20 protein-coding genes, 1 tRNA gene and 1 riboswitch are annotated in these 26041 nt (G+C 71.7%); of the genes, 12 read left to right on the top strand and 9 right to left on the bottom strand.

Annotated elements, in window-relative coordinates; genetic code table 11:
• The first annotated feature begins 49 nt into the window (after positions 1-49).
• Positions 50-547, top strand: a complete 498-nt coding sequence (locus AOM46_RS06030) for a nuclear transport factor 2 family protein (RefSeq protein ID WP_062206763.1) — start codon at positions 50-52, stop codon at positions 545-547.
• 11 nt (positions 548-558) lie between these two features.
• Here AOM46_RS06030 and AOM46_RS06025 read toward each other — a convergent pair whose 3' ends face one another.
• Entirely contained in the window at positions 559-1488 is a 930-nt protein-coding gene (locus tag AOM46_RS06025) for a hypothetical protein (protein ID WP_234313653.1), read from the bottom strand.
• Positions 1489-1537: 49 nt separating this feature from the next.
• On the bottom strand, positions 1538-3574 hold the full coding sequence (locus tag AOM46_RS06020) for a PEP/pyruvate-binding domain-containing protein (RefSeq protein WP_078856529.1): 2037 nt from the start codon (positions 3572-3574) through the stop codon (positions 1538-1540).
• Between the two features lie 337 nt (positions 3575-3911).
• Here AOM46_RS06020 and AOM46_RS06015 point away from each other — a divergent pair, with 337 nt between their 5' ends.
• Both AOM46_RS06015 and AOM46_RS06010 read left to right on the top strand, forming a co-directional pair.
• Positions 3912-6140: an ATP-dependent RecD-like DNA helicase gene (locus AOM46_RS06015; protein WP_062206760.1), complete on the top strand. Its 2229-nt coding sequence runs from the start codon at positions 3912-3914 to the stop codon at positions 6138-6140.
• 127 nt (positions 6141-6267) lie between these two features.
• A complete protein-coding gene (locus AOM46_RS06010) occupies positions 6268-7593 on the top strand; it encodes a citrate synthase (RefSeq protein WP_370592649.1) in 1326 nt (441 codons plus the stop codon).
• Between the two features lie 311 nt (positions 7594-7904).
• Here AOM46_RS06010 and AOM46_RS06005 read toward each other — a convergent pair whose 3' ends face one another.
• On the bottom strand, positions 7905-8117 hold the full coding sequence (locus AOM46_RS06005) for a heavy-metal-associated domain-containing protein (RefSeq protein ID WP_062206755.1): 213 nt from the start codon (positions 8115-8117) through the stop codon (positions 7905-7907).
• Positions 8118-8341: 224 nt separating this feature from the next.
• On the opposite strand from AOM46_RS06005, the gene AOM46_RS06000 reads away from it, so the two are divergent.
• From AOM46_RS06000 to AOM46_RS05990, 3 genes are all read left to right on the top strand, one after another.
• Positions 8342-8932: a DedA family protein gene (locus AOM46_RS06000; RefSeq protein ID WP_062206754.1), complete on the top strand. Its 591-nt coding sequence runs from the start codon at positions 8342-8344 to the stop codon at positions 8930-8932.
• 109 nt (positions 8933-9041) lie between these two features.
• On the top strand, positions 9042-10118 hold the full coding sequence (locus AOM46_RS05995; RefSeq protein ID WP_078856527.1) for a Gfo/Idh/MocA family protein: 1077 nt from the start codon (positions 9042-9044) through the stop codon (positions 10116-10118).
• Between the two features lie 87 nt (positions 10119-10205).
• A tRNA-Cys gene (locus tag AOM46_RS05990) sits at positions 10206-10280 on the top strand.
• A 33-nt stretch (positions 10281-10313) separates the two neighbouring features.
• On the opposite strand, the gene AOM46_RS05985 is transcribed toward AOM46_RS05990, so the two are convergent.
• Positions 10314-11009, bottom strand: a complete 696-nt coding sequence (locus tag AOM46_RS05985; protein WP_062206753.1) for a haloacid dehalogenase type II — start codon at positions 11007-11009, stop codon at positions 10314-10316.
• Between the two features lie 96 nt (positions 11010-11105).
• On the opposite strand from AOM46_RS05985, the gene AOM46_RS05980 reads away from it, so the two are divergent.
• Entirely contained in the window at positions 11106-11663 is a 558-nt protein-coding gene (locus AOM46_RS05980) for an ABATE domain-containing protein (protein WP_062206752.1), read from the top strand.
• A 37-nt stretch (positions 11664-11700) separates the two neighbouring features.
• Here the strand turns inward: AOM46_RS05980 and AOM46_RS05975 are convergent, their stop codons facing one another.
• A complete protein-coding gene (locus AOM46_RS05975) occupies positions 11701-14517 on the bottom strand; it encodes a LuxR family transcriptional regulator (protein ID WP_067226050.1) in 2817 nt (938 codons plus the stop codon).
• Positions 14518-15944: 1427 nt separating this feature from the next.
• Between AOM46_RS05975 and AOM46_RS05970 the strand changes: the two genes are divergently transcribed.
• From AOM46_RS05970 to AOM46_RS05950, 5 genes are all read left to right on the top strand, one after another.
• Entirely contained in the window at positions 15945-16754 is an 810-nt protein-coding gene (locus tag AOM46_RS05970; RefSeq protein WP_078856525.1) for a sigma-70 family RNA polymerase sigma factor, read from the top strand.
• Positions 16751-17065: a mycothiol system anti-sigma-R factor gene (rsrA, locus tag AOM46_RS05965; RefSeq protein WP_062206750.1), complete on the top strand. Its 315-nt coding sequence runs from the start codon at positions 16751-16753 to the stop codon at positions 17063-17065. Before AOM46_RS05970 ends, rsrA begins: the two co-directional genes overlap by 4 nt.
• Positions 17066-17356: 291 nt before the next feature.
• Positions 17357-18349: a tetratricopeptide repeat protein gene (locus AOM46_RS05960; protein ID WP_062206749.1), complete on the top strand. Its 993-nt coding sequence runs from the start codon at positions 17357-17359 to the stop codon at positions 18347-18349.
• A gap of 123 nt (positions 18350-18472) precedes the next feature.
• Positions 18473-19102: a peptide deformylase gene (gene def, locus AOM46_RS05955; RefSeq protein WP_062206748.1), complete on the top strand. Its 630-nt coding sequence runs from the start codon at positions 18473-18475 to the stop codon at positions 19100-19102.
• A 122-nt stretch (positions 19103-19224) separates the two neighbouring features.
• Complete coding sequence (locus AOM46_RS05950; RefSeq protein WP_078856524.1) at positions 19225-19959, top strand: D-Ala-D-Ala carboxypeptidase family metallohydrolase; 735 nt, start codon at positions 19225-19227, stop codon at positions 19957-19959.
• A 154-nt stretch (positions 19960-20113) separates the two neighbouring features.
• Here AOM46_RS05950 and AOM46_RS05945 read toward each other — a convergent pair whose 3' ends face one another.
• The 4 genes from AOM46_RS05945 to AOM46_RS05935 all read right to left on the bottom strand — a co-directional run bounded on the left by AOM46_RS05945 (position 20114) and on the right by AOM46_RS05935 (position 25885).
• Positions 20114-21070 carry a ribonucleotide-diphosphate reductase subunit beta gene (locus tag AOM46_RS05945; RefSeq protein WP_234313706.1) on the bottom strand — a complete coding sequence of 319 codons (957 nt, stop codon included), beginning with the start codon at positions 21068-21070 and terminating at the stop codon, positions 20114-20116.
• Between the two features lie 119 nt (positions 21071-21189).
• Positions 21190-23589 carry a ribonucleoside-diphosphate reductase subunit alpha gene (locus AOM46_RS05940; protein WP_062206746.1) on the bottom strand — a complete coding sequence of 800 codons (2400 nt, stop codon included), beginning with the start codon at positions 23587-23589 and terminating at the stop codon, positions 21190-21192.
• 118 nt (positions 23590-23707) lie between these two features.
• Positions 23708-23872, bottom strand: a riboswitch (cobalamin riboswitch).
• The gene (locus AOM46_RS35995) at positions 23866-24192 is read right to left on the bottom strand and encodes a GNAT family N-acetyltransferase (protein ID WP_370592648.1); all 327 of its coding nucleotides are present in this window, start codon (positions 24190-24192) and stop codon (positions 23866-23868) included. It overlaps the preceding riboswitch by 7 nt.
• Before the next feature lie 268 nt (positions 24193-24460).
• Entirely contained in the window at positions 24461-25885 is a 1425-nt protein-coding gene (locus tag AOM46_RS05935) for a DUF2079 domain-containing protein (RefSeq protein ID WP_078856523.1), read from the bottom strand.
• Between the last annotated feature and the right edge of the window lie 156 nt (positions 25886-26041).

Genomic DNA, 26041 nt, shown 5'->3' with positions numbered 1-26041 from the left:
CGGGGGAAACCGGTTGAGGGGGTGGTGAGTCGGTCGGTAGACCCGGGGGATGGGCGAAAGCGTGTCGGCACGCGCCGACGAGGTGGAATCGTTACGGCGGCTGCTCGTCGAGCGGGAGTGCGAGCGGGTGATCCTCGACCTGGTCCACTGCCTGGACCTGGGGGAGCCCGGTGCCGCCGCCGAGTTGTTCACCGAGGACGGGGTGTGGGAGTGGCCGGCGGGGGAGCGTCGCATCGAGGGGCGGGCGGCGTTGCGCCGTTACTTCGGTGGTCGTTCCCCGTCGCGGCTCTCCCGTCGCGTCTCCAGCAATGTGCGGGTCACCGTGCACTCCGCCGAATCGGCCCGCGCCACCAGTTATTTGACCACCTTCCGGATCGACGAGCACCGGGGTGAGCTGCTGCCGGCCGGGCCGCCCGTGCAGGTGGGGCACTACGAGGACACGTTCGCCCGCTGCCCCGGGTCCGGGCGGTGGCTGCTGGCGCACCGGGTCCTGTATCTGGCCTTCGGTGGCCCGACGCCGAAGGCGCCGGGCGCGCCGGCCGGCTGAGCCGGCTCCGTTCAGTCGTCGGCGGGGGAGATGCCGCCGGTGCCCAGGACGGTGAGTTGGACGCGGTCGACGCCGGTGTCCTGGAGGCAGCCGACGAGGCGGTGTCGGTCGTGGTCGCTGAGCGAGGGGTGGATGGTCGCCGCGTAGAGCTGGTGGTCGAGGGTGGCCATGCTGGCCTGGTCGAGCGGGATCGCGGTGGCGTCCCGGCAGCGTTCCCAGAGTTGGTGCGCGGCCAGGTCGGCGCGGGCGTCCGGCACGTTTCTGGTGGTCACGGTGAACAGCACCGAGGTCGCGGTGGTCGGGCCGCGTTCGGGCGGTTTGGTCTCGGTCAGTTCGGAGAGCACCGCGACCAGGCCGGCGCAGAGCAGCAGCGCGGCCGCCACCGCCGCCGGGGTGCGCCAGCGGGGCGGGCCGAGCGGGGGCTCCTTGGGCAGGTCGGTCGTCAACGAGTCGTGCGGCCCGCCCGTCGGCGCCGTCAGGGGGACCAGCCGGCCGGCCAGCCGGCGGCGCCCGACGGGGCCTGCCGTGGTGGCCCTGGCCAGGCGTTCCACCACCCAGGCCAGTCCGGACAGCGCGGCCCCCGTCGCCATCAGCACGGGCACGAACACATACGTCCGGCCGCCCTCCTCCAGCCAGGAGAACCGGGCCCGCGCGTCCTTCCCCGCCGACTCGCCGCGCGCGGCGGCCTGGCGTTCGCCGGCGCGCAGCAGGGCGAGGATCTCCTCGTGTCTGCGGTCGTTCTCGCGGACCCCGCGCTCCAGCCGGCCCAGCCGGTCCAGCATCGCGAAGCCCAGCAGCAGCACCTCGATGACCAGCAGCAACACCCCGCAGAGCAGGGTGCGTTGCCACTGCCAGCGGTAGAGGTAGATCACCAGATAGACCGCCGCGCCGAACGCGGCGACACCGCCGAACAGATAGACGGCGATCCGCACCGATCTCATGCCCGCACCTCTGATCTCCTGGTCTTCCTGGGGCTTCTCGCCGTCGCCCTCAACCGCACACCTCGGACGTCAGTCGGCGTACCGCGATCTCCCCGCTGCCGCCGTCCATGAGCAGCCGGGTGCCGGGCGGGAAGCGGTCCACGGCGGCCGCCGCTCCGGTCACCATGGGCAGCCGCAACTCGCGGGCCAGGACGGCGAGATGGGAGAGCGGGCTGCCGGTCTGCGCGATCAGGCCGACCACCGAGGGCAGCGTCGGGGCCAGCGCGGGGTCGAGATGGCGGACCACCAGCACCGCGTCGGCGGGCGGTTCGCCCCCGCCGTCCCAGGCCACGCCCGAGACGCGGCCGGCCGAGACGCCCACCGCGCCCTCGCCGCCGGCGCCGCGCGGCTCGCTGGCCACCACCGCCTCGTCGTCGGCCAGCCGGAACGCGTCCGGCAGCGGCGCCCCCGGCGGGCGCGGACGACGCCAGGCCAGATCGGCGGGGAGTGGCTGGCCGCGCGCCACATCGAGCAGTTCGGGCCAGCGCAGCAGCGCGATCCGGTCGATCGCCACGCTGCGTTTCGCGATCTCGCGCACCAGCCGGGTCTGGAACTCCTGCACCCAGCGCACCCGTAGCCGCAGGCCCTCGCGCGGGGTGAGCGCGCCGGGGGCCGGGCCGCCGTCCGTCGGGGCAAGCGCCGGCAGTCGCAGCGGGCGGGTCAGGCTGGGCGGGACGAGCGCCAGCACCTCGGGGCGGGCGGCGGCCAGCGCGGCGTCGGGCAGGCCCTCGGCCCGCCCGTGGCGCAGCGCGGCCAGCGCCGCCGCCGCGCCGCCGCCGGCCTCCTCGCTGTCCGCGAGCAGCGCTCCGGCCAGCGCCTCCTGGGCGTGCAGCGCCAGCAGGACGCCGCGCGACCAGCGCAGCGCGGCCACCAGATCGGCCGGGGTCAGCTCGACCAGCGGCGGGGCGGTGGCCAACTCCCGGTCCACATCGGCCTGGAGGGCGAGGGCGAGCCCGGGGAGCGCGCCCCGCAGCCGCCCCATCCGCCAGGCCGCCGCCAGCCGGCGGGCCGGCGGCAGCGGGTTGAGCAGCGCGAGCACCCGGCTGCGCGGCGGGACGAGGCCGAGCAGCGCGAGATCGGCCACCGCGCGCCCCCGCACGGTGCGCACCACGGGCAGCGCCCGCAGCCGGTGGCGGGCGGCGGCGCCGCCGAGGTCGAGCGCGGTGGCCAGGCCGTGGGAGAGCGGGGTGACCCAGAGATCCTCCTCCAGCGGCAGCAGCGGCTCGGGCAGTGTCTCGGCGACCGGGCCGGGGCCGAGCAGCCGGGCGCCGCGCGGGGGGCGTGGGCCCATGGCGGTGATCGGGCGGGACTGGAAGAGATGGAGCCGGCCGGTGTCGGCGGCGAAGCCGAACTCGATGTCCTGGGGGGCGCCGAAGATCCGCCGCGTCCGGCGGGCCACCGAGGCGAGCCGGCGCAGTTCGGCGCGGTCGAGGAGGTCCGTCGCCGTGCCGTCCAGCGGGCGGCCGCGCGGGGTGAGACGGGCGCTCTCGCCCTGCGCGGCGCCGCTCACCAGGCGGTCGGGGCCGCCGGGCAGCGCGCTGAGCAGCAGCCGGTCGGTGCGTCCGGCGACCGGGTCGGCGCCGAACAGCACGCCGCCGACGCGACATTCGAGCATCGGTTGGACCAGCACCGCCATCGGGGCCGGCGGCCCCTCGACGGCCGAGGCCGACTCCAGGACGGCGCGCAGCGCGGCGCGGAAGGCGTCGAGGCCGCGCACATTGAGAACGGAGACAAAGCGGCCGGCCATCGCGTAGTCGGCGGTGTCCTCGGCGGACGAGGAGGAACGCACCGCCAGCGGGCGGCGGCCCCCGTCGCTCAGCCGGCGCCACAGCCGCTCGGGATCGGCGCCCGGCTGGTCGGCGCCCGCCGGCAGCACCACAAAGCCGGGCAGCACGGGCAGCCCGGCGGCCGACGCCCGGGCCAGGGCGGCCGCCTTGCCGCCGGCGAGCTCCGCGCGCGCGGCGCGCGGATCGGTCAACTCGACGGCGACACCTGTCGGTTGGGGACGGGATATGTGTTCGCCCGTCGCGAGATCCTTACCTTTCATCGTCCGCCTCCTCGAGAACTGCACGGCCGATCCCTCGGGTAAGGACGCGTACCGGGTGCGGACACCTGACAGCCGTCCCATCGTGACGCGATCTTTACCCTGCGCGAGGCGTTCACGCTCCGGCGCGCGGGTCGTGGGGCGTGCGCTCCGGCGCGCGTGCCTCGTCGCGCGCCCGGGGGTGGCGCAACCGTTCGCCGCCCGGACGAGTCTCAGTCCGAGGTGACCCGGGGCGCCCGGCAGGGCGTGGGGACAGGAGGGGAGCCGAAGGGCCCGGCCGGCGCGTCGGGCCCTTCGGCCCGCCGGGCCGACTGTCGGTGGCAGGCGTTAACGTCGGGGCATGTCGCAAGGTGCGGTGCTGGAAGGTGTGCTGGAGCGCATCACCTACGCCAACGAGGAGAACGGCTACACGGTCGCGCGGGTCGACACGGGGCGGGGCGGCGGCGAGCTGTTGACGGTCGTCGGCGCGCTGTTGGGGGCCCAGGTCGGCGAGTCGCTGCGGATGACGGGGCGTTGGGGCTCGCATGCGCAGTACGGTCGCCAGTTCCATGTGGACAACTACACGACGGTGCTGCCGGCGACGGTCCAGGGCATCAGACGCTATCTGGGCTCGGGGCTGATCAAGGGCATCGGCCCCAGGACGGCCGAGCGGATCGTCGACCACTTCGGCACGGAGACGCTGGAGGTGATCGAGGCCGATCCCAAGGCGCTGATCGCCGTTCCCGGGCTCGGTCCCAAGCGCACCGCGCTGATCGCCGAGGCGTGGGAGGAGCAGAAGGCCATCAAGGAGGTGATGGTCTTCCTGCAGAGCGTCGAGGTCTCCACCTCGATCGCCGTCCGCATCTACAAGAAGTACGGCGACGCTTCCATCTCGGTGGTGAAAAACCAGCCATATCGCCTCGCCACGGATGTCTGGGGCATCGGCTTTCTGACGGCCGACCGCATCGCCCGCGCGGTCGGCATCCCCGAGGACAGCCCGGAGCGGGTCAAGGCGGGCCTGCGGTACGCCCTTTCGCAGGCCACCGACCAGGGGCACTGCTATCTCCCGGAGGAGCGGCTGATCGCCGACGCGGTCAAGCTGCTGCAGGTGGACACGGGCCTGGTGATCGACTGCCTGGGCGAGTTGGCCGAGGATCCCGAGGGCGTGGTGCGGGAGCCGGTGCCCGATCCGCAGGGTGAGCCGGGCACGGACGCCAGGGTGACGGCGGTCTATCTGCTGCCGTTCCACCGCGCCGAGTTGTCGCTGGCCGGGCAGCTGCGGCGGCTGCTGGCCGCCGGCGAGGACCGGCTGCCCGCCTTCCAGGGCGTCGACTGGGAGAAGGCGCTGGGCTGGCTCGCCGGCCGGACGGGCGCCGAGTTGGCCGAGGAGCAGGAGCAGGCGGTGCGGCTGGCGCTGACCGAGCGGGTCGCGGTGCTCACCGGCGGCCCCGGCTGCGGCAAGTCGTTCACGGTGCGCTCGGTGGTGGAGCTGGCCAGGGCCAAGGGCGCCAAGGTGCTGCTCGCCGCGCCGACCGGCCGGGCGGCAAAGCGGCTCGCCGAGCTGACCGGCGCCGAGGCGTCCACGGTCCACCGGCTGCTGGAGCTGCGCCCCGGCGGGGACGCCGCCTTCGACCGGGACCGCCCGCTGGACGCCGATCTGGTGGTGGTGGACGAGGCGTCGATGCTCGATCTGCTGCTGGCCAACAAGCTGGTGAAGGCCGTCGCCCCGGGGGCGCATCTGCTGTTGGTCGGCGATGTCGACCAGCTGCCCTCGGTCGGCGCCGGCGAGGTGCTGCGCGATCTGCTGGCGCCCGGCAGCCCGGTGCCGGCGGTGCGGTTGACGCGGATCTTCCGGCAGGCCCAGGAGTCGGGCGTGGTCACCAACGCGCATCGGATCAACGAGGGCCTGCCGCCGGTCACTTCGGGGCTGACGGACTTCTTCCTCTTTGTCGAGGAGGACACCGAGCAGGCCGGCCGGCTCGCGGTCGATGTGGCGGCCCGCCGGGTGCCGGCGAAGTTCGGCCTCGATCCCCGGCGCGATGTGCAGGTGTTGACGCCGATGCACCGGGGCCCGGCCGGCGCCGGCGCGCTCAACGGTCTGCTCCAGGAGTCGATCACCCCGCCGCGTCCCGGGCTCCCCGAGAAACGCTTCGGCGGCCGGGTGTTCCGGGTCGGCGACAAGGTCACCCAGATCAGAAACAACTACGAGAAGGGGGCGAACGGCGTCTTCAACGGCACGGTCGGCGTGGTCACAGGCCTCGATCCGGACGAGCAGCGGCTCACCGTCCTCACCGACGAGGACGAGGAGGTCGGCTACGACTTCGCCGAGCTGGACGAGCTGGCCCACGCCTACGCGGTGACGATCCACCGCTCCCAGGGCAGCGAGTATCCCTGTGTGGTCATTCCGGTCACCACCAGCGCCTGGATGATGTTGCAGCGCAACCTGCTGTACACGGCGGTGACGCGGGCCAAGCGGTTGGTCGTGCTCGTCGGTTCCCGGCGCGCGCTGGCCCAGGCGGTGCGCAGCGTGTCCGCCGGCCGTCGGTGCACGGCGCTGGACGCGCGGCTCACCGGGGTGGTACATCCCTAAGGTCCTACTTGGTGCGGCACGCCGTGCCAGAAACTGGCCTATTGGCCGACCCCGAGTGCACATCTTGGCGCCAGATGGGGGACAGTAGGAGAGAGTCAGGGCACCTCGAAGAAGAGGCACTACGTCGGTGAGGGATGACGTGAGCGAAAACCGCTACGGCGACAATGCAGACAGTGCAGTAGTAGTGCGCTACGGCGACGGGGAGTACAGCTACCCGTTGGTGGAGAGCGCCGTGGGCGACCGCGGCTTCGACATCGGCAAGCTGCGTGCGCAGACCGGTCTGGTGACCCTGGACTCCGGTTTCGGCAACACGGCGGCCTGTGAATCCTCGATCACCTATCTGGACGGCGAGCGCGGCATTCTGCGCTACCGCGGCTATCCGATCGAACAGCTCGCCGAGCACGGGTCGTTCATCGAGACCGCCTACCTCCTGATCAACGGCGAGCTTCCCACCGTGGACCAGCTCGCCGGCTTCCGGGACGAGATCACCCAGCACACGCTGCTGCACGAGGACGTCAAACGCTTCTACGACGGCTTCCCCCGGGACGCGCACCCGATGGCGATGCTCTCCTCGGTGGTCAGCGCGCTGTCCACGTTCTACCAGGACAGCCACAACCCGTTCGACGAGAAGCAGCGCCATATCTCCACCATCCGGCTGCTGGCGAAGCTGCCCACCATCGCCGCCTACGCCTTCAAGAAGGCGTCCGGCCATCCGGTGGTCTACCCGCGCAACGACCTGGGCTATGTGGAGAACTTCCTGCGGATGACCTTCTCGGTCCCGGCCGAGGAGTACGCGCTCGACCCGGTCGTGGTCAACGCGCTGGACAAGCTGCTGATCCTGCACGCGGACCACGAGCAGAACTGTTCGGCCTCCACGGTGCGGATGGTCGGCTCCTCCCAGGCCAACCTGTTCGTCTCCATCTCGGCCGGCATCAACGCGCTCTGGGGCCCCCTGCACGGCGGCGCCAACGCGGCGGTGCTGGACATGCTGGAGAGCATCCAGGCCCAGGGCGGGGACGTCGACGCGTTCATCCGCAAGGTGAAGAACAAGGAGCAGGGTGTCCGCCTGATGGGCTTCGGGCACCGGGTCTACAAGAGCTTCGACCCGCGCGCGAAGATCATCAAGGCCGCCGCCCACGATGTGCTCTCGGCGCTCGGCAAGTCCGACGAGCTGCTGGACATCGCCCTCCGCCTGGAGGAGCGGGCGCTCAGCGACGACTACTTCGTCTCCCGGAACCTCTACCCGAACGTGGACTTCTACACCGGGCTGATCTACCGGGCCATGGGCTTCCCCACCAGCATGTTCACCGTGCTGTTCGCGCTGGGCCGGCTGCCCGGCTGGATCGCCCAGTGGCACGAGATGATCACCGACCCGAGCACCAGGATCGGCCGCCCCCGGCAGATCTACACCGGCGTGGTGGAGCGCGACTACCGGTCGCTCGAACAGCGCTAGAGCAGTGTGACGCAGGTCACACCATAAGGTGTGCAACCTTTGATGGAGCTGTGGGTCTAACCGGTCAGAGTTGGCGCGGATTCGGCTGGATTCACGCCAACGGTCGTCCGGCCGGGGTCCCGTGGGGGGACGCTCTGAGCGGACGGCAGGAAACGCCCCGCGCCGGGCCCTGTGGGGGGACCCGCCGGCGGGGCGTTTCCATGTTTGTTGCGTTTGTTGCTGCGGCTGCTGCTGCGGTTACCGCGTTCTCTGCGGCCCCGGAGACTTCCGGGGCCGCCGCCTTTTCGCCGGTTCGCCCGGGCCGCCGTGGATCAGGCCCGGCCGACCAGTTCGTAGCCCGCCTCGTCGACGGCCGCCCGCACCGCCTCGTCGTCCAACGCGGCCTCCGAGGTCACCGTGACCAGCCCGGTGGTGGCCGTGGCCGAGACCTCGGTGACGCCGGGCAGGGCCTGCAACTCGGCGCTGACCGCGCCCTCGCAGTGGCCGCAGCTCATCCCGGAGACCCGGTAGGTGGTGCTGCTCATGACGCGCTCCTCGGTGTGCGGTGGTGTCCCCTTGGTCCGACTCTATACCCCCAGAGGGTATGCCGGGCGGTCGGGGTCGCCCCGGTGCTCCCCTAAGGGCGCACCCGGCACCGTCCCCAAGATCCGCCGGGCGCCCTTTGCTTCGCCCTTTCAACGTGTCAGGTTTATTTGACAGGTTGACCTCCCGGAGGCCGGCCACGACGTGGATCGGAGACGGGTGGGGCATGGACTGCGGGCTCTGGATCTACGTTCTGCTGGCCCTCAGCACCGCCCCGCCCCTGGTGCCCAACGCCGCGCTGATCGCCTCCGCCGGGATGCTCGCGCAGGCGGGAGAGCTCAACCTCTGGCTGGTGCTCGGGGTGGTCGGCGGCAGCGCGCTCGCCGGCGACGCCGCCGTCTACGGTCTGGGGCGGCTCGCCGGGCCCCGCGCCCACCGCTGGTTGCGCGCCAACCGCCGCCGCCGGGGCGCGTTGGACTGGATGGCCGCGCGGATGAACCGGCACGGGGTGCCCTTCGTGGTCGGGATGCGCTTTCTGCCCAGCGGCCGGCTGGTCGGCGGCCTCACCGCCGCCCTGGTCGGCTTCCCCCTCCGACGGTTCCTGCTGGGCGCCGGCATCGCCGAAACCGTCTGGGCCTCCTACAGCGTGGCCCTGGGCTACTGGGGCGGCGCCGCCTTTGACGGTGTCTGGAGCGGGCTGCTGATCGGCACGGTGGTCTCGTTGCTGGTCGCCGGCCTCGCCCAGCTGCTCAGCGCCGCGTCGGCCGGACGGGAACGGGCCGACCGGCCGCCCCGGCCCTGCCGCGCCGACGGCTGAACCGTCGCCCCTCGCCCGGGGTGTGGACCCCGGGCCCGGGCCCGAACGGGCCCTGGTGCAGGCTGGAGCGGTCCTTCGGGCCATCGAGAAAGCGCCAGGGAGAGCCCATATGCCGCCGCCCACACCGCCCGCCGAGCCGTTCCCCGTGCCGCCGCACGGGTCGTCGTCCGTCCCGCTCGGCGTCGCCGTGCTCGGCGCGGGGAAGATGGGCGCCGACCATATCCGTCGTCTGGACACGGTGATCGGCGGCGCCCGGGTGGCGGCCGTCGCCGATCCGGACGAGGCCAGGGCCAAGTCCCTGGCCGCCGGGATCGACGGCTGCGCCACCTTCACCGACCCCGTCGCCGCCCTCGAAGCCCCGGGCGTGGACGCGGTGTTGATCGCGTCCCCGGGACCGGCGCACGAGGCGGCGCTGCTGGCCGCGCTGGAACGGGATCTGCCGGTGCTCTGCGAGAAGCCCATGGTCCCCGACGCGGAGGCGGCGCTGCGGGTGGTGGAGGCCGAGGTCGGCCTCGGCCACCGCAGGATCTCGGTCGGCTTCATGCGTCGCTTCGACGCCGAACACCAGCGGCTCAAGGCCCTGTTGGCCGCCGGCGAACTCGGCGCTCCCCGGCTGCTGCACTGCCGGCACCGCAATGTCTCGGTGCACCCGTACTTCACCGAGGCGATGCTGATCACCGATTCGGTGGCGCACGAGGTCGACGCCGCGCGCTGGCTGCTCGGCCAGGAGATCACCGCGGTCCAGGTCTTCCGGCCGACCGCCCAACTCCCGGGCCGGACGGGGATCCCCGACCCACAGCTGGTGATCCTCGAAACCGACGGCGGGGTGGTCGTCGACGTGGAGATCCTGGCCAACGGCGGCTTCGGCTACCAGGTGGCGACGGAGGCCGTCTGCGAACGGGGCACCGCCCGCATCGGCGAGCCCCAGGGCCTGACCACCAGCACGGCGGGCCGCTGGGGCGGCGAGATAACCCAGGACTACCTCGTCAGGTTCGCCGACGCCTACGACCGCGAGGTCCGCGCCTGGGTGGCCGCCACCCGCCGGGGTGAGACGACGGGCGCCAGCAGCTGGGACGGCTACGCGGTCGCCGCGATCTGCGCCGCCGGCGTCGAGGCCCAACGCACCGGCCACCGCGTCCCCATCCAACTCGCGCCCGCCCCCGCGGCATTTGTGAACGGCGTATGACCCCGGATGCCAATCCCATGGCATCCCGACCCCCACCCTTGACCACCCTCCCCGACCGGGGCACGCTCAACAGCGTAAGCACACACCGGCCGTGTGCCCGAGTGGTTCAGGGACTCGCCTGCAAAGCGAGTTACACGAGTTCGATTCTCGTCACGGCCTCCAGCGTTTCGCACAGCACGGGACGACGGTCCGTCGTCACGCGCCGGCGGTCAGTGTGGTGGCCAGTTCGGTCAGGCTGTTCGATGTCCGGTCGAAGGCGTCGGAACCGCCGGGAGGGTCCCCGCCCGGTCGGTGGACATAGGCGGTCCGCAGGCCCATCGCCTGGGCCCCGCGCAGGTCCCAGGCGTGGGCGGCGACCATCAGGATCCGTTCCGGTGGACATCCCGCCGCGTCGATCGCGAGTCGGTAGACCTCGGGGGCCGGTTTGTAGGCCCGGGCGTCCTCGGCGGAGAGGGCCTGGTGCCAGCGCAGCCCGGCGTAGGCGTTGAGGCGCAGCAGCGTCGCGCGGCTGGCGTGGGTGAGCCCCAGCACGGGAAACCGCTCCGCCAGGCGCGCGAGACCGGAGGCGGAATCGTCCCAGGGGCTGAGCCGTTCGCTCGCGGTGGCCAGCCGCTCGATGGCCGACGGGCTGGTGAGCCCGGCCAGTCGGGCCACCCGCAGGGCCGCCGCGCGGTCGATGGTCGCGGAGTCCGCGTAATCGCGATCCCCCCTCCCGACGCGCCGCTGCTCGTGCCGGACCTGCTCCCGCCAGGCGGTGAGCAGCCGGTCCACGGTGGCGTCGTCGGTGCCGGGCACCGCCTCGCGGACGGCCGCCCGCAGTCCGCCCGGTTCGTCGACCATCGTGCCCAGGACATCGAGGACGACCACCTCGATATCGGAAGCCTCCGGCATCGGCTCTCTCCTCCTCGGGGGGCGTCACCTGTTCAGCAGGTGATGAAGCTGGGGGTGAGTCTTGTTCCGCGGCGGATCACCTGTCAAGGTGGTGACGTGGAATTCGCCTTTGTGAGCGGCGACCCGGCGCTGGATCTGGTCGCCACCGTCGAGTCCCGTCGCGGCGCGGCCGTCGATCTGCTGGCCGCCCCCGAGGATCTCGAACGCTGGATCCGCGCCTGTGACGGGCTTCCCGACGAGGTGGCGGTCGACGCCGCGAGCTTCGCCGCCGCGCTGCGACTCCGCGAGGCGATCTACCGGCTGACGCTCGAACGTCTGCGGGGCGACCGTTTCACGCCGGCCGGACTGGCCGTCGTCAACGGCGCGGCGGCCGGCCCCGCGCTCGGGGTCGAGCTGAGCGACGCCGGCCTGCGTCTCTCGGGTGGTGCCGATGCCGTGCTGGCCCAGCTGGCGCGCCAGGGGATCACCCTGCTCGCCGACCGCCTGGCCTGCCTCAAGGAGTGCGGACGCGCGGACTGCACCCGTGTCTATCTCGACCGCTCCCGCGGCGGACGCCGCACCTGGTGCGGCATGGACGCCTGTGGCAACCGCGTCAAGGCCGCGGCCTACCGGGCCCGCAGACGCGCCGCCAGGGAGGAACCCGACCCGGGATAGGTCGTGTCCGTGGCGGCGGGCGCGGTGCCGGCCGGGGTCAGGCGTCGAGTTGGGGCACGCCGGCGCCGGCCGTGGTCAGCCGGTTGGCCAGGTCGCTGCGGTGTTTGACCTGCAGCTTGCGGTAGATCCGGGTCAGATGCTGCTCGACGGTGCTGACCGTGATGAAGAGCTTGCTGGAGATCTGCCGGTTGGTGTGGCCCTGCGCCGCGAGGGTCGCCACCCGGCGTTCCGCCTGGCTGAGGCGGTGCTCGGTCCGCCGGGGCCTGGCCGACGGCAGTCGGGCCGGCACGGTGCCGACGGCGGCCAGCATGCTCTGGGCGAGCACGGAGGCGCCGGCGTTCTTGGCCACCTGGTGGGCGCGTTGGAACAGCTGGTGGGCGGCCTTGGCATCGCCCGAACCACGCTTGATCTGGGCCGTGTTGGCCAGTGCGCGGGCCAACTCGACCTGGTCCCCGCAGGACTCCAGGATCTCCACCGCCGCCGAAAGCAGCGAGCGGGCGCTGGTCGCCGGCTCCAGGGTGGCCAGCAGCCGCATGGCCGCCCCCCGGGTGCGGTCGTCAAGCCCGGTCTCCCTGGCGAGCTGGGCGGTGAGCAGCCGGGCGGCCTCCGCCCGGTCGTCGAGGGCGATCTGCACCCGGGCGAGTTCCAGCCGCCAGGGGACGAGCGTCGTGGTGTCCATCTGCCATCTGCGCATGGTCTCGCCGCACTGGCGCAGGTCGTTGGCCGCCGCGTGCCGGCGCCCCGCGGCCAGCCGGTAGCGCGCCCGGGCGGCGAGGTAGTGCAGCCCGGCCGTGGTCTGGAACGCCTCGGTGGGGACCGGCCTGGCCAGCCAGTGGCTCGCCTCGTCCATCCGCCTGGCCTCCGTCGCCAGCGAGACCAGGGTGGCCAGCGGGCCGACCGCGTTGACGCCCCAGGCGGCCTGCGGGGTCAGCTCGGCCAGGGCCAGCCGGCCCTGCTCCTCCGCCTCCTGCAACTGGCCGAGCCGGAGCGCGGCCGAGGCGCGCAGGGTGCGCAGCTTGGCCTTCCAAGTGGGGGAGTGCTGCGCCGAGGCACGTTCGAGCAGCGCCCGCGTCCAGCGGATCACCAGATCGGGCCGGCCCGCGTACAGGGACGCCAGCAGCGTCGGCTCCAGGGGTTCGGTCGGGCCCTCCTCCGCGAGATGGCGTTGCATCAACCGCCCGGCGCACGCGACCACCTCGGCCGGGGCGCGGTGCTGGGACAGCACGTCGGCGAGCAGGGTCAGGGCCTCCAGCTGCTGGCCGCCGGAGGAGGTGCCGGACTCCGGGTCGGTGTGCGCGGCCAGCCGCTCCCTGGACCGCGCCTCGGGCAGGAAGTCGGGTCGGGAGAGCGAGATCAGCAGCCGGGCGGCCTCAAGACGCTCCTTGGTCTCCGGGGTGTGCCCGCCCTGGGTGCCGAGCCGGGCCACGATCTCAAGGGCGGAGTCGACCGGTCCGCGCCACACCAGGAACGGCACGGCGGACAGCGCGGCCGGGCCCAGCTCCCCGCCCGAACACGCGGTCTCCTCCAGTTGGTTGAGCTGGGTGGTGATGGAGAGCGGGTTGATCTGCCAGCGGGAGTGCAGCAGCAGCGCGTTCTCCTCGGACCAGCGGGCGGTGCCGGCGTCGCACGGGATCAGCCGGAGGCAGGCGCCGGTGATGTCCGGGCGGCCCCGGGCCATCGCCTGGTCGGCGGCCTCGCGGAGCACCTGCCCGGCCCAGGAGGGCTCCGCCCAGTCCGAGCTGACCAGATGCTCGGCCACGATCCCCGGCTCGGTGCCGTGCTCGTGCAGGATCTCGGCCGCCCGGCGGTGCAGCCGGCGGCGTTCGTCGGCGGGCAGGTCGGTGAGGACGGTCCTGGTGATGTGCGGATGCCGCAGCCCGCCCGCCTCGGCGAGGCCGGAGGCGTGCAGCAGCCGCACGGCCTGGCCGGTGAACTCCGGCGTGTGGTCGAGGAGTCGGGCGAGTATCTGCAGGGAGGTGGGCCGGGCGAGCACGGCCATCGCCTGCGCGGTGGCGCGCACCTCGGGCTCGTGCCGGTAGAACGAGCGCAGGATGGCCTGGGCGAAGGTGCCGGGGGTCGGGTCGGCGTCGGAGCTGTCCCGGCGCCAGAGCCGTTCGTCATCGAGGAGGCCGCGGACCAGCAGGGGGTTGCCGCCGGTGGCGGCCAGCGTCTCCTTGGAGACCTTGCGGAAGATGTCGGCCGGCGGTCGGGGGCCGACGAGCCGGGCGATGGCGGCGCCGTCCAGCGCGGGCAGGGCAAGACCGGTCAGATGCGGCTGACTCATCAACTCGGCCCAGAACAGGGGGTAGCGCGAGCGGAGCGTCTCCGACTCGGTGAGCACCACCATGATCCGGTAGGGGCGCAGCCGGCGGATGACGTAGAGCAGGCAGTTCAGGGACGGGATGTCCGCGTGGTGGACATCGTCGACGGTCAGCACGAGCGGGCTGGTCCGCGCGGCGTCCTCCAGCGGGGAGAGGAAACGGTTGACCGCCGAGGTGAACTCGTGGTCGGCGTCCCGGGACGGCGGGTGCTCGTTCGCCCCGCCGCGCCCCTCGGGGTCGGTCCCCTGGGCCCGCCGCATCACGTCGATGATCTGCCACGCGGATTCGAAGTCGAGACCAGCGCCGGAGATCAGCTGGCCCATCACACCAAACGGAAAGTCCCGTTCCGCCCGTGAGCCGACGGCGCTCACCACGGTGCTGGAGCGGCGCGTCGCATAGTCGCTGAACGTCTCCAGCAGGGCGGTCTTACCGCTGCCGACGGCCCCGGTGACAAGGCACACCCGGCCGCCCTGTTGTGCTGTGCAGTTTTCGAGTATGGAACGCAGTTGCGTCAGCTGCGCTTCCCTTTGCATCAGAACCACTCGCGTTATTCCCCCTTGCACGCGACGACGTCGAGTCGATTGCTGGCTTCGTTTACCGACTCGACCTGCCCTGTGGACACGGATGTGGATAAGCCGGACTGGCCCCGAGGCGCCTCATCTGAAATGCGCGAGACGAGTAACAGCGGGTAACAATGGTCTGTTGTCACCCGGTGTCAATTGTGCCTCGTGTGCAGACGAAGGTCGGTTGTAGTGAATGAGGTGGAAAGGGTGGTAATCCGCCTCGTGTGCTCTCTGAGGACTGAGAAACCGACCCCGTTGGTTCCGGGGTCGGCGGCGCGGTCGGCGGAGCGGGGTGATCGGGGCGTCTCGGGCGCCGCCCGGCCGGTGCGCGGCGTGCCCTCCGGCCACCGTGGTTGTCCGCGCCGCACGCTGTCACGGGCCGGTTGGGGCGAGTCGACCGCGTTTGTCCGCCGGGCGCTCAGGGCGTCCCGTGCTTGGCCGAGTCTCATGGAGATCACCTCCGCGCTGTAGCCCTTGAGCCCCCGCGATGTCGACGAACTCCGTCGGACCCCTGCTCGGTTGGCACGGCAGGTCTTTCGTCGAGCCGCCCCGTGAAATGCGAAGCAAAGGGCGCTCTTTGTGACGATGTCGTGCGATGCGTGTGACTGATTCAGCGAGGGTCTTGAGAAGTCCGGCGAACACCCCTGATGTGGCAGAGCCGCACACCGGGGCAGTCGTGGGACTGCTGTTCACCGGTTGACAGCTTACAGGGGGTGGGGGTGCGGATCGCTTTTCGAGCATATTGCGGCCGTCGAACGGGACGGTGGACGACGTCTCTGCGTATGGCGCGCATGACGTGGCTGCGATCAATGATTAGGGGTTGACGATTCAGCGTTGAACAAACCTGTCCGCATGGTTGTGCTCGGGCAAGTCGACTCATGCGGGGCAAGAATGCAGATCCCTTGTTTTAGGGTAAAAAATACGCAAAATGCTGCCCGAACCCCACGTCATGAACAAGGCAATGAGGGTGTAAAGCAGGCGTCATGGAACACCCTTCCCCGCCCGTGCCGGCACGCCACGCGCCCGGCCGCCGGGGCCGCGTGGGCCGGCGCGGCGATCGGTCCCGGGTAGGGGCCCCGACGCTCCGGCGCGCGCGGGGTTTAGGGGGTGGGCGCGGATCGCCCGTGGCGGCCGGCGAGGCCCCTACCGGGCGGGCCGGTCCCGGCGTACATCTCCCTGTCATCCCGGTGTCATCCCGGGTGTCGTTCCGGGTGTCGTTCCCGGGGTCGGACGGGGTCGCCCGGGGCGCGACGCAGGCCGCGAACGCGGGGCCCGGCACCATTCGCGGCACCACGCCGCGAACGGTGCGGAATAGCCGTCCGGCGCGCGGTGTTGTGAACCGGCGACCGCACCTTCGCCGACCCGACACTCGCGGAGCGAGAGAGGGAGACCGCCAGATGGGTTCCATCGCCTGCCCGTCACGCCCCAGCCAGCAGACCGGCCCCAGGGCCAGCGAGGTGGACTGGGCGACGTTGCGGTTGGCCGCCGAGGGCCTGTCCGCACCGGCGGATCGTCGGGTTCGTCTATCCTCCGAATCGAGCGAGCCCATGCCGGGGCTCGGCAGGTACGGAAGGGAGGTGGGTCACGTCACCGCGACCGACGATGACGCGCACGAGGAGACCGACGCCGAGCGCAACGCCAGATTCGAGCGGGACGCCCTCGGCTACCTGGACCAGATGTACTCCGCGGCCCTGCGGATGACCCGCAACCCGGCCGACGCCGAGGATCTGGTGCAGGAGACATACGCCAAGGCGTACGGCTCGTTCCACCAGTTCCGCCGGGGCACCAACCTCAAGGCGTGGATGTACCGCATCCTCACCAACACCTTCATCAACTCCTACCGCAAGAAGCAGCGGGAGCCGCAGCGTAGTGCCGCCGAGGACATCGAGGACTGGCAGCTCGCCAGGGCCGAGTCCCATATGTCGACGGGTCTGCGGTCCGCCGAGTCCCAGGCGCTCGACCACCTGCCGGACTCGGACGTGAAGCAGGCGCTCCAGGCGATCCCGGAGGAGTTCCGGATAGCGGTCTACCTCGCGGACGTCGAGGGCTTTGCCTACAAGGAGATCGCCGACATCATGGGTACCCCCATCGGCACGGTGATGTCCCGGTTGCACCGCGGTCGGCGTCAACTGCGCGACATGCTTGAGGACTACGCGCGGGAGCGCGGCCTCGTACCCGCCGGAGCGCAGGAGGGTTCAGGATCATGAGCGGCGACCAGGCCAATCCCCCGAACTGCTCGGAGGTCCTGGACCACCTCTACGAGTATCTCGACCACGAGATGCCCGACGGGGACAGCGTCAAGATGCAGGAGCACATCGACGAGTGCTCTCCGTGTCTGGAGAAGTACGGTCTGGAGCAGGCGGTCAAGAAGCTGGTCAAGCGCTGCTGCGGCCAGGACGACGTTCCCTCGGACCTGCGTGCCAAGGTGCTGGAGCGGATCGACACCATCAGGGACGAGGCCCGTGCCGCCGCAGAGGCGGGGCCCGAGGCCCGGGAGGCCCCCCGGGCCGACCGCTGAACCACCGCCCCCTTCGCCACCTCCCGCCCGGAGCGCCCCGTCGCGCGCCGGGCGGTTCTCCTTTTCCGCCCGCTCCGCCCTCTCCTTCTGTACCGATCCAGCTGTACCGATCCTTCTGTACCAACGGTTTCGTCCGCCGGTTTCACCCGCTGGTCTTCCGCCGTCTCGCGCGCGACGGCGGACTGACCCATGCTGTGAGCAGGCACCTGTCGCCCCATGGTTGGATGCGGTCCGGGACGGACAGGAGAACTGTGAAGTGCACGCTACAAGGCGGGAATCAGGCAGGACACCGTGAGGATCTTCGGCAGGGTCCGGCAGCGCCCGTCCACGGACTGGCGGCTGGCCACCAACCGGGCGTTCACCCTCATCGACGACGGTCGCTACGAGGACGCGGACGCGCTGCTCACCCGTGCCGCGGATCTGGAGCCATGGCTCTCCGAGTCCTGGTTCAACCTGGCGCTGCTGCACAAGTTCCGCCACGACTGGGAGCAGGCCAGATCGGCGGGCCTGCGCGCGGTGGCCCTGCTGGAGAAGGACGCCGGCGCCCCGGACTGGTGGAACGTCGGCATCGCCGCGACCGCCCTGCAGGACTGGCCGCTGGCCCGCCGCGCCTGGCAGGCGTACGGGCTGCCGGTGGCCGGCGCGCCCTCGGTCGCGGACGAGCCGCTGGGCATGGAGCTGGGCGGCGCCGCCGTGCGGCTCTCGCCCGAGGGCGAGGCCGAGGTGGTCTGGGGCCGGCGGCTCGATCCGGCCAGGATCGAGGTCCGCAACATCCCGCTGCCCTCCTCGGGCCGCCGCTGGGGCGAGGTGGTGCTGCACGACGGGGCGCCCCGGGGCGAGCGGACCACGGCGGTGGCCGGCGGCTCCGCCGTCTTCCCGGTCTTCGACGAGATCGAGCTGTGGGCGCCGTCCGCCGTCCCCACCTGGGTGGTGCTGATCGAGGCCGCCACGGAGGAGGACAGGGACGCCCTGGAACGCCTCGCCGCCGAGGCCGGCTACGCGGCGGAGGACTGGTCGTCCTCGGTGCGGCTGCTGTGTCGCTCCTGTTCGGAGAGCCGGATGCCCAGCGAGGAGGGGGACGGGCTGGCGCAGCACGATCCCCATGACCACAGCGTGCCGGGGCGGCCGGGGCCGTTGGGGCACACCGGCGCCGGCGCGCTCTGGTCGCCGGAGCGGGAGTGCGGCATCGCCGCGCCAAGCGGCCTGGTCCGGGGGCTGCTCGACGGCTGGGTCGCCGACCGGCCGGACGCCAGGGAGTGGCGGGATCTGGAAGAGGTCTGCTGAGCCCGGCCGGGGCCTCGGGCCGGTGTGGCCCACGGGAGGGACCAGTCGGCGGCGCGCCTTAAGCTTGGAGCGGCAGTGCGGGCCATGTCCCGCGAGCATGACCCGAAAGGCGAACGTCGGACCATGGCGCAGCAAGACACCGATGAGCGCGGCGGCGAGTTCATCGACGACACGCAGGACGCCGCGCAGCGTGAGCAGGAGCACCGGGAGCGCGGCACGGTCCGGCCCATCACGGTGGTGGGGCATCCGATGCTGCACCGGGAGTGCCGGGACGTCACGGAGTTCGACGACAAGCTGGCCGCGCTGATCGACGACATGTTCGCCAGCCAGCGGGCCGCGTCGGGCGTCGGCCTGGCGGCCAACCAGATCGGCGTCGACCTCAAGGTTTTCGTATACGACTGCGAGGACGACGACGGCGTGCGGCATGTCGGCACGGTCTGCAATCCGGTGCTGGACGAACTACCGGCGGAGCGCCGGGTGTTGGACGACAGCAACGAGGGCTGCCTCTCGGTGCCCACCGCCCACGCCGAGCTGCCGCGCCCCGACTATGCCGTCGTGCGTGGTCAGGACAGCGCGGGCAAGCCGATCGTGGTGCGCGGCACGGGGTACTTCGCGCGGTGCCTGCAGCATGAGACGGACCATCTCTACGGCCGCCTGTATCTGGATCGGCTCACCAAGCGGGAGCGCAAGCGGGCGCTGAAGATGATGGACGAGGGAACGCCGCGTTACGAGACGGTTCCCAACGCGGACTGATCCGGGACACTTCCGGCGGGGCGTCAGTGGCCTGGTCCACTGGTGCCCCGCAGAAGGTTGACGCGCGTTGACAACCTCGGGCACTCTCATTGCGAACTTCCTCTCCCCCCTCGGAGGTCAGCATGTTGAGACGTCTCGTCAGAGTGTTACTCACGATTGTCATGGTCGCCTCAGCGGCAGTGGTGGGTACGGTAGCCACCGCCGGAACCGCGCAGGCGGACGGTTGTTACACCTGGAACCGCGTGCTCAGCCAGGGCAGCTCCGGCGAGGACGTGCGACAGCTGCAGATCCGGGTCGCCGGATACCCGGGCTACGGCGCCGTGTTGGCCATCGACGGTCAGTACGGTCCCGCGACCGCCGCCGCCGTCACCCGGTTCCAGCAGGCGTACGGCCTGTCGGCGGACGGCGTCGCCGGCCCGCAGACGGTCGGCAAGATCTACGATCTGCAGGACAACGACTGCACGCCGATCCACTTCACCTACGCCGAGATGAACCGCTGCAACTCGGACTGGTCGGGCGGTGCGGTCAACGCCGCCACCGCGCGGTCGAACGCGCTGCAGCAGATGTGGAAGCTGGAGGCCCTCCGGCACGCGCTCGGTGACCGGCCGCTCAACACCAGCAGTGGTTTCCGGTCCTACTCCTGCAACAGCGCGGTGGGCGGCGCGGCCAACAGCAACCACCTGTACGGCCGTGGCATCGACCTGGTCGGCTCCCCGACCTTCTGCCAGATCGTCACGCAGGCCCGGAATCACGGCTTCAACGAGATCCTGGGCCCGGGTTACCCCGGTCACAACGACCACGCCCACCTCGGCAGCATGAGCAGCCGTTTCTGGTCGGCCCCCAGCTGCGGTATCTGAGCGGCTGATCCACCGATCGAACTGAGTGACTGAGCACCGCTGGCAACGGCCGTGCGGCCGGCGCGAAGGCGCCGGCCGCACGGGCATGTCCGGGGGTTCCCCGACGGGGCCCGTCGCCGGAACCCGCCTCAGGAGTCGTCGTCAGAACTCGTCGTCAGAACTCGTCGTCGAAGGAGACGTTGCCCTCCACCGCGACCTGGTACGCCGACGGGCGGCGCTCGAAGAAGTTGGTCAGCTCCTGGACGTCCTGCAACTCCATGAAGGAGAACGGGTTCTCCGAGCCGTAGACCGGCTTGAGGCCCAGCCGCACCAGCCGCTGGTCCGCCACGCACTCCAGATACTGGCGCATCGACTCGGTGTTCATCCCGGCCAGCCCGTCACCGCACAGGTCGCGGGCGAACTGCAGCTCGGCCTCCACGGCCTCCCGCAGCATCTCCGTGACCTGCTCGGCCAACTCCTCGTCGAACAGCTCGGGCTCCTCCCGGCGGACCGTGTCCACCACCGAGAACGCGAACTCCATGTGCATGCTCTCGTCCCGGAACACCCAGTTGGTGCCGGTGGCCAGGCCGTGCAGCAGGCCACGGGAGCGGAACCAGTAGACATAGGCGAAGGCGCCGTAGAAGAACAGCCCCTCGATGCAGGCGGCGAAGCAGATCAGGTTGAGCAGGAACCGCCGCCGGTCCGCCTTGCTGGTCAGCTGGTCCATGTCCTCGACCGAGTCCATCCAGCGGAAGCAGAACTGCGCCTTCTCCCGGATGGACGGGATGTTCTCCACGGCGGCGAACGCCGCGGTCCGCTCGTCGGGGTCGGGCAGATAGGTGTCGAGCAGCGTCAGATAGAACTGGACGTGCACGGCCTCCTCGAACAGCTGCCGGGAGAGATAGAGCCGGGCCTCGGGCGAGTTGATGTGCTTGTAGAGGGTCAGCACCAGGTTGTTGGCGACGATCGAGTCGCCGGTGGCGAAGAACGCGACCAGCCGGCCGATCAGATGCTGCTCCCCGGGCGAGAGCTTCGCCAGATCGGCGACATCGGAGTGGAGGTCGACCTCCTCGACGGTCCAGGTGTTCTTGATGGCGTCCCGGTAGCGCTCGTAGAACTCCGGGTAGCGCATCGGCCGCAGCGTCAGCTCGAAGCCCGGATCGAGCAGATTCTTCGTGGCGGACGGGGTGGCCGGTGCGGTGGCCGGTGCGGCTGGTGCCGGCTGTTCCGGCTGGCTCTGGGTGGGGACACTCACTGGCATGCCTCGCAGGACTCGGGGTTCTCCAGGGAGCAGGCGACGGCCTGCTCGGGGACGGGGATCTCGTCGACGACCGTGACGCCGACGGGGGCGGCGGCCGGCTCGGGGACGGAGGCGGCGGCCGCGCTCGAACGGGCGGACTGCGCGATCCGGGTGGCCGGACGGGACCGCAGGTAGTAGGTGGTCTTCAGGCCGCGCTTCCAGGCGTAGGCGTACATCGAGCTGAGCTTGCCGATGGTGGGCGACGCCATGAAGAGGTTGAGCGACTGGCTCTGGTCCAGATAGGGGGTGCGGTCGGCGGCCATGTCGATCAGCGCGCGCTGCGGGATCTCCCAGGCGGTGCGGTAGAGCGCGCGCACCTCCTCGGGCAGCCCGGACAGCTCCTGCACCGAGCCGTTGGCCGACCGCAGCTCCTGCCTGGTCGCCTCGTCCCAGCGGCCCAGACGCTTCAACTCCGCGACCAGATAGGTGTTCACCTGAAGGAACTCGCCGCTGAGGGTCTCCCGCTTGAAGAGGTTGGAGACCTGCGGCTCGATGCACTCGTAGACGCCGGCGATCGAGGCGATGGTGGCGGTCGGGGCGATCGCCAGCAGCAGCGAGTTCCGCATCCCGGTGCGCCCGATCCGCGTCCGCAGCGCCTGCCAGCGCTCCGGCCAGGTGTGCTCGACGCCGTCGTAGTGGTCCGGGTGGAGCACCCCGTCGGCCGTGCGGGTGTCGGCCCAGCCGTCGTGCGGCCCGTGCCGTTCGGCCAGCTCCGCCGAGGTCTCGTAGGCGGCGAGCATCACGCGCTCGGCGATCCGGGTGGAGAGCGCCCTGGCCTCGGGCGAGTCGAAGGGGAGGCCGAGCCGGAAGAACACGTCCTGCAGGCCCATCACGCCGAGACCCACCGGGCGCCAGCGGGAGTTGGAGTTCTCCGCCTGCTCGGTCGGGTAGAAGTTGATGTCCACCACCCGGTCCAGGAAGAGCACGGCGGTGCGCACCGTCGCGTCGAGACGGGCCCAGTCCATCTCGCCGTCCGTGCCCAGATGCGCGGCCAGGTTGACCGAGCCCAGATTGCACACGGCGGTCTGGCCGTCGTCGGTGACTTCAAGGATCTCGGTGCAGAGATTGGACGAGTGCACCACGTTGCCGGGCCGCGCCGTCTGGTTGGCGGTGCGGTTGGCCGCGTCCTTGAAGGTCATCCAGCCGTTGCCGGTCTGCGCCAGGGTGCGCATCATCCGGGCGTAGAGCTGCCGGGCCGGCACCTGGCGCTGCGCCAGACCCCTGGCCTCGGCCTCGCGGTAGGCGGCGTCGAACGCGTCGCCCCACAGGTCGGTCAGCTCGGGAACGTCGGCGGGGGAGAAGAGGGACCACTGGCCGTCGGCGTCGACCCGGCGCATGAACTCGTCCGGGATCCAGTGCGCGAGGTTCAGGTTGTGGGTGCGCCTGGCCTCCTCGCCGGTGTTGTCCCGCAGTTCGAGGAACTCCTCGATGTCCGCGTGCCAGGTCTCCAGATAGACGCAGGCCGCGCCCTTGCGCCGGCCGCCCTGGTTGACGGCGGCCACCGAGGAGTCCAGCGTGCGGAGGAACGGGACGATGCCGTTGGACTTGCCGTTGGTGCCCCGGATCAGCGAACCCCGGGCGCGCACCCGGCTGTAGGAGAGGCCGATGCCGCCGGCGTGCTTGGAGAGCCGGGCGATCTGGTGGTAGCGCTGGTAGATGGAGTCCAGCTCGTCCAGCGGGGAGTCCAGCAGATAGCAGGACGACATCTGCGGGTGCCGGGTGCCGGAGTTGAACAGGGTGGGGGAGGACGGCAGATAGGAGAGGGTGCTGGTCAGCCTGTACAGCTCGGTGACCTGCGCCAGGGCCGCCTCGGTGTCGTCCGGGGCCAGGCCGCAGGCCACCCGCAGCAGGAAGTGCTGCGGGGTCTCGATCACCCGGCGGCTGATGGGGTGGCGCAGCAGATAGCGGGACTGGACGGTGCGCAGCCCGAAGTACTCGAAGCGGTCGTCGGCGCCCTCGGCCACGGTGCGGGCGAGCAGCGCGTTCAACGCCTCGGCGTGCCGACCGACGAAGGCCGCCGTGCTGTCGCCGATCAGGCCCTCCCGGTGGCCGACGGCGATGGAGTCGGCGAACGAGACCGCGCCCTGCCCGGCGGCCTCCTCACGGATCGCCAGGGTGAGCAACCGGGCGGCCAACCGTGAGTACTCGGGCTCCTCGGCGATCAGACCGGCCGCCGCCTCGATGGCCAACTCACGCAACTCGGCCTGGTCCGAACCGGGATGGCGGCCCCGTTCCACGGCGGCGGCGACCCGGGCGGGGTCGGTCGCCGGCAGATCGGCGGTGAGGTCGGCCAACGTGCGCGTCAGCGCCGCTGTAACCGGCTCTGCGGGGGCGGCGGGTGCGATGGTCACTCGGTGCTCTCCCTCGTGTGGCGATGCGCTCCACGAGCGAGGCGCGAGGGGATGCGGGCATGGCTGTGCCCCAAGGCAGTTCAGCCGCACCGCGTCCTTCGGCCCAGCCCGCGAGGCTTGGACGTGATCAGCCGTCGGCAGGCAATCGGACTCGTCAGGGCAGGGCGAAACCCGGCCATGACACACCGTTGCGGGACAGTTCCGGATTCCCACCGGATTCCCCTGCGGCGACAACGAGCACGAGCATACATCTTGTGCCGCTGCCCACGAGCAGCCCTATATGTTGTGTTCTCCGTCTCGTTGCGCGGGGAGTTCACCTGCGAACGCCCAGAGCTTCACTGCTTCGGGCATTCCCGGCACCGGCTTCCAGTCGCGCTCCGGCGCTCGGACGAGACCGAGGGGACGGCAGGGACGCATCGCCGTGTGCAGCTGCGACTGACAGGAAATCACGACACGCCGACGACCCGCCGCCGAGGCCCGGCGAAGGCGCTCCCGCGCCAGCGCCTCACCCACCCCACGGCCGCGCCGCTCGGCCGCCACCGCCAACATCCGGAACTCCGCCTCGCCCTCGCCGGCCACCTCGGCCAACTCCCCGCCGGCCACCGACAGGCTGACGGCGCCCCACAGCTCGCCGGGCCGGGACGGATCATCGGCGACCAGGAGATCGGCCGCCTCGGCGCGCCGGGGAACATCCCCGAGCGCCGCCGGACAGTGTCCTCAGGGCCACCGCCCAGGCCGTCCGCCAGCGGGACCGCCGTGGTCAGCGTGGTCAGCGAGGCCACGGCGGCGAAGTCGGCCGGCTCGGCCGATCGCACTCGCACGTTCATGGGACCAGTCTGCGTGCCACCACTGACAGTCGGGGCGGCCGGCCCTACTTGCGGCGCAGCACGAAGTAGCCGGAGTCCCCGGCCACCACCGAGTAGACCGTTCCCGGATACAGCCCGGCGGCCCTGCGCAGCATCGCGTCCTCGCTCATCCCCGGGCCGTAGTACGCCACATACTCCGGCGCCCGCACCGCCGGGTCGCCGATCCAGAACACCCGGCAGCGGCCGGTGAGCTGGGCGATGGGCCGGACATTGGCCGCCACCTCGGCGCCGTCCGGAACGCCGGCCAGCACCTGCCGGCCCGCCACCGCGACCGGGCCCGGACGGTAGGTCTCCGGCTCGGCGAGCGCCGCCACCGGCAGCGTGGGGGCGAGGGCCAGCGCGGCGCCCAGCAGCCCGGCGGGGACGAAGCGGGCCCCCTGCCGCACCCAGATCCTCGGGGAGCCTCGGGAGTGCGCCAGGGCGTCCGTCAACGCCAGCGCGACCACCGGCATCAGCACCGCGCTGTAGTGCCAGTCGGTGCCCCAGTAGTGCGGCTCGTGGGAGACGAAGCGCCAGCCCAGCGTCGGCAGCGCGACCAGCAGCAGCGGGGAGCGCAGCGCCAACAGCGCGCCGGTCGGCAGCAGCAGCCACACCACGGTGCGCAGCTTCTCCTCGCCGCCGGCCAGCAGCGCGCCCCAGGGGCCCCCGCCGCTCTCCTCGTTCAGCTTGTTCCAGTAGTCGTAGTCGCCCGCGCTGTTGAAGAACGGGATCAGCACCGCCAGGGTCAGCGCGCAGGCCAGCACCCCGAAGAGCGCCACCAGGCCGGCGCTCCGCAGCAGTTGGGGCGCCCGGTGCCGGGCCCGCACGGCGACCACCGCCGCGATGGCCGCCGTGGTCAGCCCCAGGTCCTCCTTGACCAGCACCAGCGGCAGCGCCCAGACCAGCGCGGCGCGCCACCGCCCGCGCAGCACCGCCTCCAGGGCGAAGGCGATCAGCGGCACCGCGAAGCAGATCTCGTGGAAGTCGAAGTCCACCGCCTGCTGGATCCCCCAGGACAGCCCGAAGACCACCCCGAGGGCCAGCCCGGCCGCCCGGCCGAGCAGCGAACCGCTGACCCTGGCCACCGGGATCACGGCCAGCGCGAACAGCGCGGCCTGGGCGACCAGCAGCGTGACGGGCGTCGGGAAGGCCCGGTAGGCGGGCGCCAACAGCGCGGTGACGGGGCTGAAGTGGTCGCCCAGGATGGGGAATCCGGGCCCCTTGAGATCGGATACGGGCAGCCGTCCCCGCGCGTAGGAGCTCACCGCCTGCTCGAATATGCCCAGATCCCAGGACCGGGTGCGCAGATCGCGGTAGCGCCCCACGGAGATCACCGTGTAGACGACGAAGAACCCCACCGCGAGGAGATACGGATCCCGCGCGCCGCGCCGGCCGAGCAGCGGCGGCGCGGCCCGCCAACGGCCCGCGGCCGGCCGTTCGATGGTCGCCATCCGTCCTCCCCCGAACCGGGCGCCCGGGAGTGTTCCCCCGGCGCCCACCACAACAGCACTCCCCAGCCACAACGCGTGGCGCGGGCGCTTGGTTCGCCGGGCCGGTCCGGTGTTGTGCCCGTCACCAGGACCGGCCCGGCGTTCTTGTCGTTCTCG

Origin of the sequence: Streptomyces sp. NBRC 109706 (genome assembly GCF_000974485.1) — a bacterium.
Classification (GTDB): Bacteria; Actinomycetota; Actinomycetes; order Streptomycetales; family Streptomycetaceae; genus Streptomyces.
Note: the sequence above shows the minus strand (reverse complement) of the source record. Positions and strands in the feature narration are given on the sequence as shown.